Source organism: Sphingobium sp. ba1, assembly GCF_000743655.1.
Taxonomy (GTDB): Bacteria; Pseudomonadota; Alphaproteobacteria; order Sphingomonadales; family Sphingomonadaceae; genus Sphingobium.
Genome location: NZ_JPPQ01000069.1, coordinates 2,684,221 through 2,692,113, shown reverse-complemented (window position 1 = coordinate 2,692,113; position 7,893 = coordinate 2,684,221). Strand labels below are relative to the sequence as shown.

General features: G+C 59.7%; 9 protein-coding genes. 6 read left to right on the top strand and 3 right to left on the bottom strand.

The genetic code is table 11. The annotated features are described in order from the left end of the window. Positions 1-838: 838 nt before the first annotated feature. The gene (rplL, locus tag IL54_RS16205; RefSeq protein ID WP_037476909.1) at positions 839-1,210 is read right to left on the bottom strand and encodes a 50S ribosomal protein L7/L12; all 372 of its coding nucleotides are present in this window, start codon (positions 1,208-1,210) and stop codon (positions 839-841) included. A gap of 76 nt (positions 1,211-1,286) precedes the next feature. Further along, positions 1,287-1,802, bottom strand: a complete 516-nt coding sequence (rplJ, locus tag IL54_RS16200; protein ID WP_037476907.1) for a 50S ribosomal protein L10 — start codon at positions 1,800-1,802, stop codon at positions 1,287-1,289. 362 nt (positions 1,803-2,164) lie between these two features. Here rplJ and IL54_RS16195 point away from each other — a divergent pair, with 362 nt between their 5' ends. After that, on the top strand, positions 2,165-2,449 hold the full coding sequence (locus IL54_RS16195) for a type II toxin-antitoxin system RelE/ParE family toxin (protein WP_237748915.1): 285 nt from the start codon (positions 2,165-2,167) through the stop codon (positions 2,447-2,449). Positions 2,450-2,503: 54 nt separating this feature from the next. After that, positions 2,504-2,794: an addiction module antidote protein gene (locus IL54_RS16190; RefSeq protein ID WP_237748914.1), complete on the top strand. Its 291-nt coding sequence runs from the start codon at positions 2,504-2,506 to the stop codon at positions 2,792-2,794. Here IL54_RS16190 and IL54_RS16185 read toward each other — a convergent pair. Next, positions 2,791-4,896: a RelA/SpoT family protein gene (locus tag IL54_RS16185; RefSeq protein ID WP_037476901.1), complete on the bottom strand. Its 2,106-nt coding sequence runs from the start codon at positions 4,894-4,896 to the stop codon at positions 2,791-2,793. The two genes, IL54_RS16190 and IL54_RS16185, sit on opposite strands and share 4 nt — an antisense overlap. A gap of 110 nt (positions 4,897-5,006) precedes the next feature. On the opposite strand from IL54_RS16185, the gene IL54_RS16180 reads away from it, so the two are divergent. The 4 genes from IL54_RS16180 (at position 5,007) to IL54_RS25730 (ending at position 7,641) form a co-directional block, all read left to right on the top strand. Next, complete coding sequence (locus tag IL54_RS16180; protein ID WP_037478935.1) at positions 5,007-5,489, top strand: winged helix-turn-helix transcriptional regulator; 483 nt, start codon at positions 5,007-5,009, stop codon at positions 5,487-5,489. 44 nt (positions 5,490-5,533) lie between these two features. After that, a complete protein-coding gene (locus IL54_RS16175) occupies positions 5,534-6,640 on the top strand; it encodes a sensor histidine kinase (RefSeq protein ID WP_037476898.1) in 1,107 nt (368 codons plus the stop codon). After that, positions 6,637-7,440 (top strand): LytR/AlgR family response regulator transcription factor, encoded by an 804-nt coding sequence (locus tag IL54_RS16170; protein ID WP_037476896.1) that lies wholly within the window; start codon positions 6,637-6,639, stop codon positions 7,438-7,440. Before IL54_RS16175 ends, IL54_RS16170 begins: the two co-directional genes overlap by 4 nt. A gap of 75 nt (positions 7,441-7,515) precedes the next feature. Continuing rightward, on the top strand, positions 7,516-7,641 hold the full coding sequence (locus IL54_RS25730) for a hypothetical protein (protein ID WP_272945514.1): 126 nt from the start codon (positions 7,516-7,518) through the stop codon (positions 7,639-7,641). The last annotated feature ends 252 nt before the right edge of the window (positions 7,642-7,893 follow it).

Below are 7,893 nucleotides of genomic sequence, written 5' to 3'. Positions count from 1 at the left end.
CATAGCGCAACGCTCGCGTCGGCCCACCCCGCTGCGACTAAATTCGCTCCGCTCATTAAGTCTCGCTGCCCCTCCCGCAAGCGGGCGGGGAATAGAAAGTTATCCGCCCGGTATCGCCCATAAATGCCTGCCCAATTTTATTGTTAGCTCGCCGTAAATCGGCCATTCGATAGACTGTGCCTGATCCGAAACGGAGAGATGCCATGGAACGGCGCGAGATAATTTTAGGCGGAGCGTTTTGGCTGATGGCTTTTGCTGGTTGTATCATCGTCGCCTCAACCGCTTCCAATGTTTGTCGGGCGGGACGTTGGGATACAAAACCTCAATGGAACACTAGGCTCTCTGCATTAAGCGTGTTGGAGCTAACGAGAGAAAACCAGATTTTGTTCGATGGCCGTGAAATATCACGGTCTGCGTTAGCCTCCCGTCTAATCTCGATCTCCAAACTACCTGTCCAGCCTATAGTGGTGTTCCGGCCAGATAATGGGGCGAATTGCCGTCAGATCGTTCGGGTCCGCGCAATGATGGATCGTTTCCTTGAGTGTAAGGGCGGCGGCTGCGCAGAGGGAGCCGAATGGGATGAGCAAGCACCACATGGCGCCGACATCTAAAATGTCAGCTATCGGGAAAACGGAGTCGGAAACCGGAAGGTCCGCCATCTACCAATAGCCGTCACACCTGGCTTTGCTCGTGCATCCACGGGTGCAAAGCTGGGATCGGCCAAAACCAAACGCCACTACCCCTAACCCCACGAAAAAGGGCGGCCCCGCGAGGAGCCGCCCGATATCGTCCGGTCGAAACCGGACCGTTGTGCCCCGCATGACGCGGGGCGCACCGATTACTTGAGTTCGACGGTCGCGCCGGCTTCTTCAAGCTGCTTCTTGACCTTCTCGGCCTCGTCCTTGTTCACGCCTTCCTTGACGGCCTTGGGAGCCGATTCGACCAGCGTCTTGGCTTCGGTCAGGCCCAGGCCGGTGATAGCGCGGACTTCCTTGATGACGTTGATCTTCTTGCCACCGTCGCCGGTCAGGATGACGTCGAATTCGGTCTGCTCTTCAGCAGCCGGGGCAGCGGCAGCGGCCGGGCCAGCGACGGCGACGGCAGCAGCGGCGCTAACGCCCCACTTTTCTTCCAGAGCCTTCGACAGGTCGGCGGCTTCGAGGACGGTGAGGGCCGAAAGCTGTTCGACCAGTGCGTTGATGTCTGCCATGTGCAATATTTCCTTACGTTGGGGCCGTTTGCCCCGTCAGATAATGAGTCAAACGAAAAGGGGTCGGGGGCAGCCCTTAGGTTGCGTCCTTCTCCGCATAGGCGTTGAAGACCCGCGCGAGCTGCGAAGCCGGTGTCTGGATGACGGTAGCGAGCTTGGTTGCCGGCGCCTGGATGAGGCCGATAATCTTTGCACGCAGTTCGTCCAGCGACGGCATCGATGCGAGCGCCTTGACGCCCTCTGCATCGAGCAGCATTCCGCCCATCGCGCCGCCAACGATTTCGATCTTGTCGTTGGTCTTTGCGAATTCGACTGCAACCTTGGCGGCTGCAACCGGATCGGCCGAGGTAGCAAGGCCGACAGGACCGGTCAGCATGTCGCTGAGGCCGGCATAGTCGGTGCCATCAAGGGCGATACGAGCGAGGCGGTTCTTCGTAACCTTGTAGGTCGCGCCTGCTTCCCGCATCTTCTGGCGCAAAACCGTCGACTGGGCGACGGTCATGCCGAGGTTGCGGGTCACGACGACCACGCCAACTTCTGCCAGCTCTGCGTTCAGCGCGGAAACGACCTCAGCTTTCTGATTACGATCCATGCCATTCTCCACTTTCTGTTCGGCGGAAATCCGACGAACGCTTAAAACCCGTGGGATAAGCCACGGGGCACTAAGTCCGAAGGGGAGAGATCGACTGGCCCGCATCCGTTTGACGGGAACAGGCAGACCCGAATCGGGCATATGGCCCGTTCGGTAAAGAACTTTTCCCCGTCTAGGCTGGACATTAAGAAGGGCATATTCCCTTCACCAACTGTCTCGGACGGTGAACCCCGAAGGGTTCGCTGCGGTCGCCTATACAGATCTATTGGGCAGAATCAATGCATAACATGCGACAATGATCACGAGTGTCACTTATATATTGACGTCATAGGATGTGTCACATATATGTTGACGTTGTGAACGTGCAGCAAACCCCAACCTTCGTCGAATGGTTTTCCAGTTTGCGCGATCACAAGGCACGTTCGAAGATTGCCGGCCGGATCGCGCGCTTTGAACTGGGTTTGATGGGTGACGTGAAGTCGGTGGGCGAAGGCGTATTGGAAGCGCGGATCGATTTCGGCCCTGGATATCGCCTTTATCTGCTGAGGCGGGGCGAACAATGGGTCATCCTGCTGATGGGCGGCGACAAGTCGAGCCAACAGCGGGATATAATAAAAGCAAAGGATATGGCAGCTCGGATAGGCTGAGCCGCCACACGCAACCAGCGTCAATAGGCCTGGGCCTGCGTGCGAAAGGAAATTATGATGACGATCGAACTCACCCGCTTCGATGCGGCGGCATATCTGACCGAGGCCGAAGATCAAGCGGACCTTCTGGCCGAAGCGCTCGCGACGGGCGACGTCCATGTCATTACCCAAGCGATTGGCATTGTCGCGCGGGCACATGGAATGACGGAGCTTGCACAGGAAACTGGCATCAAGCGGCAACAACTCTATCGTGTGCTTGGTCCCGAAGGAAATCCGACACTTGGCACCATGCTGAAGCTTCTGCCGGCCCTGGGCTTGCGAATGCGGATAGAGGCGGCAGCCTAAACCCGGTCCGCCTGCACTACCACGTCAATCGCGCGCAGCGCTGACAATATCCGCATCAGATGCTGGGCGTCGGCGACTTCCAGGTCGATGACGTCGGTGTGGAACGGGCCTTCGCGGTTGACCAGTTGCAGGTTGAGGATGTTCGCCTTGGTCGCGCCGAACACATTGGCGACGGCGGCGAGCGCGCCGGGCTGGTTCTTGACGATGACCGAGAGGCGGGCGGTGCCGCCCTTGGACTTGCTGTCCCAGCTGAGGTCTATCCAGTCATCATCCTGCCCCGCTTCGAGCGCGCGGCAATCGATGGTGTGGACCTCGATCGGCTCGCCCGTGCGGCGCACGCCGACGATGCGGTCGCCCGGCACTGGATGACAGCAATCGCCGAGGTTATAGGCGATGCCCGGCGTCAGGCCGCGGATCGACACCGGGGCATGCTGGCGCGGGTGGGTTTCCTCCATGCCGATGGCGCTGGTCGAGCCGGGGACGAGCGCTTCCATGACTTCGGAATCGAGCAGGCGGTGCGTGGCGATCGCGACCATCAGTGCGGCGCGATCCTCCAGCTTCAACCGCTTGAGCGCGCCTGCCAGCGCCTTGTCGCCCAATTCCTTGGCGAGGTCAGGCGAGAAGCGGCCGAGAATCTCGTCATAGAGTTTCTCGCCCAGCTTGATCTCCTCGCCGCGCTGCTTCTGGCGGATATAGCGGCGGATCGCCGCGCGTGCCTTGCCGGTGATGGCGAAGGTCAGCCAGCCGGGCTGCGGCTCCTGCCCGTCGGACTTGAGGATCTCGACCTGATCGCCATTTTCGAGGGAGGTGCGCAGCGGCACGACCCTGCCATTGACCTTTGCCCCCACCGTCTGATTGCCAAGCGAGGTGTGGACGGCATAGGCGAAGTCGACCGGGGTCGACCCCTTGGGCAATTGATGCAGCTCGCCCTTGGGCGAGAAGGCGAAGATGCGATCCTGATACATCGCCATGCGCGTATGTTCGAGCAGTTCGTCGGCATCCTGGCTCTGTTCCAGGATTTCGACCAGGTCGCGCAGCCACGCCGCCTGCTGGTCGGTGGCGTCGCCCTTCTGCTTATAAGCCCAATGCGCCGCAAGGCCGAGTTCGGCATGATTATGCATGTCGCGGCTGCGGATCTGTACCTCGATCCGGGCATTGTCCTGATGAATGACCGTGGTATGGATCGACCGATAGCCGTTGCGTTTCGGGGTGGAGATATAATCTTTGAAGCGGCCGGGCACCATTTTATAGGTCTGGTGGATGACGCCCAGCGCGCGATAGCAATCCTCCGGGCTGTCGGTGATGACGCGAAACGCCATGACGTCGGTCAGCTGCTCGAAGCTGATGTGGCGCTCCTGCATCTTGCGCCAGATCGAATAGGGATGTTTCTCGCGCCCCGACACAGTGACCGGCAAGTCGCGGCTGCCCAGCAATAGCTGCAATTCCGCGCCGATGCGGTCGACCTTGTCATGGCCGCCTTCCTTCAACTGCTCCAGCCGCTTGGTGATGCTGTCATAAGCGTCCGGTTCCAGCTCGCGGAACGACAGCAACTGCATCTCGCGCATGAAATCATACATGCCGATCCGCTCGGCGAGCGGGGCATAGATGTCCATCGTCTCCTTGGCGATGCGGCGGCGCTTGGTTTCATTCTTGATGAAATGCAGCGTGCGCATATTGTGCAGCCGATCGGCGAGCTTGACCAGCAGCACGCGGATATCGTCGGACATGGCGAGCAGGAATTTGCGCAGATTTTCCGCCGCCCGCTCATTTTCGGACATGGCTTCGATCTTCGACAGCTTGGTGACGCCATCGACCATGCGGGCGACATCCTTGCCGAACGCGGCCTCAATCTCTTCATAGGTGACCAGCGTGTCTTCGATCGTGTCGTGCAGCAGGGCAGTGACGATGGTCTGATCATCGAGATGGAAGTCGGTCAATATCCCCGCGACTTCAATCGGATGGCTGAAATAGGGGTCACCGCTCGCACGTTTCTGGCTCCCATGTTTCTGCACCGAAAACACATAGGCGCGGTTGATCATCGCTTCGTCCGCATCGGGATCGTAGCGCTTTACCCGTTCGACAAGTTCATACTGGCGTAACATCGTTTCCCGATTGTGTGGGAAGTGCCTTGTTACGCAACAAAAAAATCCCATTTCCCCGAATAAGGCTGCACTTTTGCAACGCCTGTGGCTTTGCGCTATATGCTATGACGATGAAACATAATCTCGCCCAGGATCTGGAACAATGCGCGCTGCCCAGCGCGCTGGAGATGATGGGCGAACGCTGGTCCTTCCTGATCCTGCGTGGTGCCTTGTCGGGCATCCGCCATTTCGAGGAATTTCAATCGACGCTGGGCATCGCCCGCAACATCCTGGCCAACCGCCTGTCGCGGCTGGTGGAAAATGGCATCATGCTGCGCCAGCCGATGCAGTGCGACCGACGCAAGGTCGAATATCGCCTGACGCAAAAGGGCGAGGATCTCGTGCCCGCGATGATCGCGCTGCGCCAATGGGGCGAACGGTGGGGATGCGGCACCATGTCGTGCCAGGTGCTGGCCGACAAGCGGGATGGCCAGCCGATCCGTCCCATCGCCATCCACGCGCATGACGGACGGCCGCTCAGCTTCGCCGATCTGGTGTGGCTGTGCCCGGATGAAATCACGCCGATGGCGGAAGAACCGGCAGCCGCAGCCTGAACCCGGCTTCACCCCCGCGCGGAAATCGCCTAGTCTCCCGCGCGATGTCCGTGCCCCGTATCCAGCCTCAGCCCTTTTTCGCTGACAAGAACCGCGCTTTCTGGAACCTGCAATCGCTGGGATGGGCTGGTGCCTTCCTGCTGCGCGGTTCGTCCACGATCGCCAATGGCCAGTCCTTCTCCAGCCTGGTGCCGGTGATGATCTCCACCGCGACCGGCTATTCGGTCACGCTGCTGATCGCGGTGATGTTCCGCTTTTTGCTCAAACAGCGGCCGATCATCACCTGGGGCGTATCCATCCTCGCCGTGCTGATCGCCGCCGGGCTGGTCGCCTTCATCGACGCCTGGGTCTTTTCGACGCAGAATAAGGGCAGCGAAACGGCCGGGGTGCAACTGTTCCTGGGCGCTTTCTACCTGTCGGTCACGCTGATCGGGGCCTGGTCGGCGCTTTATTATGCGATCAACTTCTATCTGACGGTTGAGGAACAGGCCGACCAACTGTTGCGGCTGGAGGCGCAGGCGGCGAACGCGCAACTCGCGATGCTGCGCTATCAGCTCAATCCGCATTTCCTGTTCAATACGCTCAATTCCATCTCGACGCTGGTGCTGCTCAAACAGACCGACCGCGCCAATGCGATGCTGTCGCGGCTGTCATCCTTCCTGCGCTACACGCTCGTCAACGAACCGACCGCGCAGGTGACGATCGAACAGGAGATCGAGACGCTCAAACTCTATCTGGAGATTGAGAAGATGCGCTTCGAGGAGCGGTTGCGGCCGGTCTTCATCATCGATCCGGCGGTCGGCCATGCGCGCCTGCCATCGCTGCTGCTCCAGCCGCTGGTCGAAAATGCCATCAAATATGCGGTCACGCCCAAGGAGGAGGGGGCGGAAATCTCGGTCAGCGCGCAGCCTGCCGGTGAAAATGTGCGGATCGTCGTATCGGACACCGGTCCGGGATTGAACGAAGGCGGAATGAAGCCGCACATGATGGTGAGCGAGGGCATGGGCGTGGGCCTGCCGAACATCCGGGACCGGTTAATTCAGGCTTTCGGGGAACGACAGCGCTTTGAAACACGTTCCAGCCCAAGCGGATTTTCGGTCATCATCGAAATTCCGCTGAACATGGAAGACAAACCGAAAGTGGCCGCATGACCATCAGAACTATCCTCGTCGATGACGAAAGCCTGGCCATCCAGGGCCTTGCCCTGCGTCTGCAAGCGCATGAGGATGTCGACATCATCGAAACCTGCACCAATGGCCGCGAAGCCATTCGTGCGATCAAGACGCACAAGCCCGACCTCGTGTTCCTCGACATTCAAATGCCTGGCTTCGATGGATTTTCCGTCGTGCAGGGGATGATGGAAGTCGAACCACCGCTGTTCATCTTCGTGACCGCCTATAGCGACCATGCCATCCGCGCGTTCGAAGCGCAGGCGATCGACTATCTGATGAAGCCGGTGGAAGAAGGCCGCCTGGCCGATGCGCTCGACCGCGTGCGGCTGCGCCTGTCCGACAAGCGCCAGGTGCAGGAAGCGGAAAAGCTGCGCGAAGTACTGGCCGAAGTCGCGCCCCAGGCGATGACCGATTTCGCCGCGGGCGATGAAGAGGGGCCAGCCTCCAACCGCTTCGAAAAGCTCATCAACATCAAGGATCGCGGCCAGATTTTCCGGGTCGACGTCGATTCCATCGAACGGATCGACGCGGCCGGCGACTATATGTGCATCTACACCGCCGACAACAGCCTGATCCTGCGCGAAACGATGAAGGATCTGGAAAAGCGCCTGGACCCCCGCAACTTCCAGCGCGTCCACCGCTCCACCATCGTCAACCTGAGCCAGGTGAAGCAGGTCAAGCCGCACACCAACGGCGAATGTTTCCTGGTGCTGGAATCCGGCGCCCAAGTCAAAGTCAGCCGCTCCTACCGCGACGTGGTGGCCCGCTTCGTACATTGAGGTGACGACTCTGCTCTCTCCCGCCTTCACGGGAACATCATTGTTGTAACTCGCTGGAGATACCGATCTGACCTGATGGCCGCGCAGGATGCAAATCCGGCGCGTGAGAATGAGCGTCTTCGCCTTGAAAACCATGTGCTGCGGGAGGAGAGGGAAATGCTGGGGAAGGCCAAGCAGTTCTTCGCGAGCCAAAGGCCGTGAATTTCGCATTTGTGCATGGCTGTCGGCCCCAGAGGCCCGTTGAACTGCCCTGCCGTGTCATGGATGTGAGTGAACGTGGCGATCGTTCCTGGCGCTCTCGCCTGATCAGCAAGCGGCTCCGAAGGATGGCTCAGCCAAAGTGCTGGCCCATATTCGGGAACAATACAGGCTGAGCCGTGGTACCGCAGTTTATCCTGAGCGCCCGCCTTGCAGGTCGTCGAAGGGGGCGTCCTTGCGTGACGATGGAGCTAA

Bases quoted from the DNA above. Each gene is read 5' to 3' on its own strand.
- rplL (WP_037476909.1), bottom strand. From the start codon at position 1,210: ATGGCAGACATCAACGCACTGGTCGAACAGCTTTCGGCCCTCACCGTC.
- rplJ (WP_037476907.1), bottom strand. From the start codon at position 1,802: ATGGATCGTAATCAGAAAGCTGAGGTCGTTTCCGCGCTGAACGCAGAG.
- IL54_RS16190 (WP_237748914.1), top strand. From the start codon at position 2,504: ATGATGACGATCGAACTCACCCGCTTCGATGCGGCGGCATATCTGACC.
- IL54_RS16185 (WP_037476901.1), bottom strand. From the start codon at position 4,896: ATGTTACGCCAGTATGAACTTGTCGAACGGGTAAAGCGCTACGATCCC.
- IL54_RS16180 (WP_037478935.1), top strand. From the start codon at position 5,007: ATGAAACATAATCTCGCCCAGGATCTGGAACAATGCGCGCTGCCCAGC.
- IL54_RS16175 (WP_037476898.1), top strand. From the start codon at position 5,534: ATGTCCGTGCCCCGTATCCAGCCTCAGCCCTTTTTCGCTGACAAGAAC.
- IL54_RS16170 (WP_037476896.1), top strand. From the start codon at position 6,637: ATGACCATCAGAACTATCCTCGTCGATGACGAAAGCCTGGCCATCCAG.
- IL54_RS25730 (WP_272945514.1), top strand. From the start codon at position 7,516: ATGGCCGCGCAGGATGCAAATCCGGCGCGTGAGAATGAGCGTCTTCGC.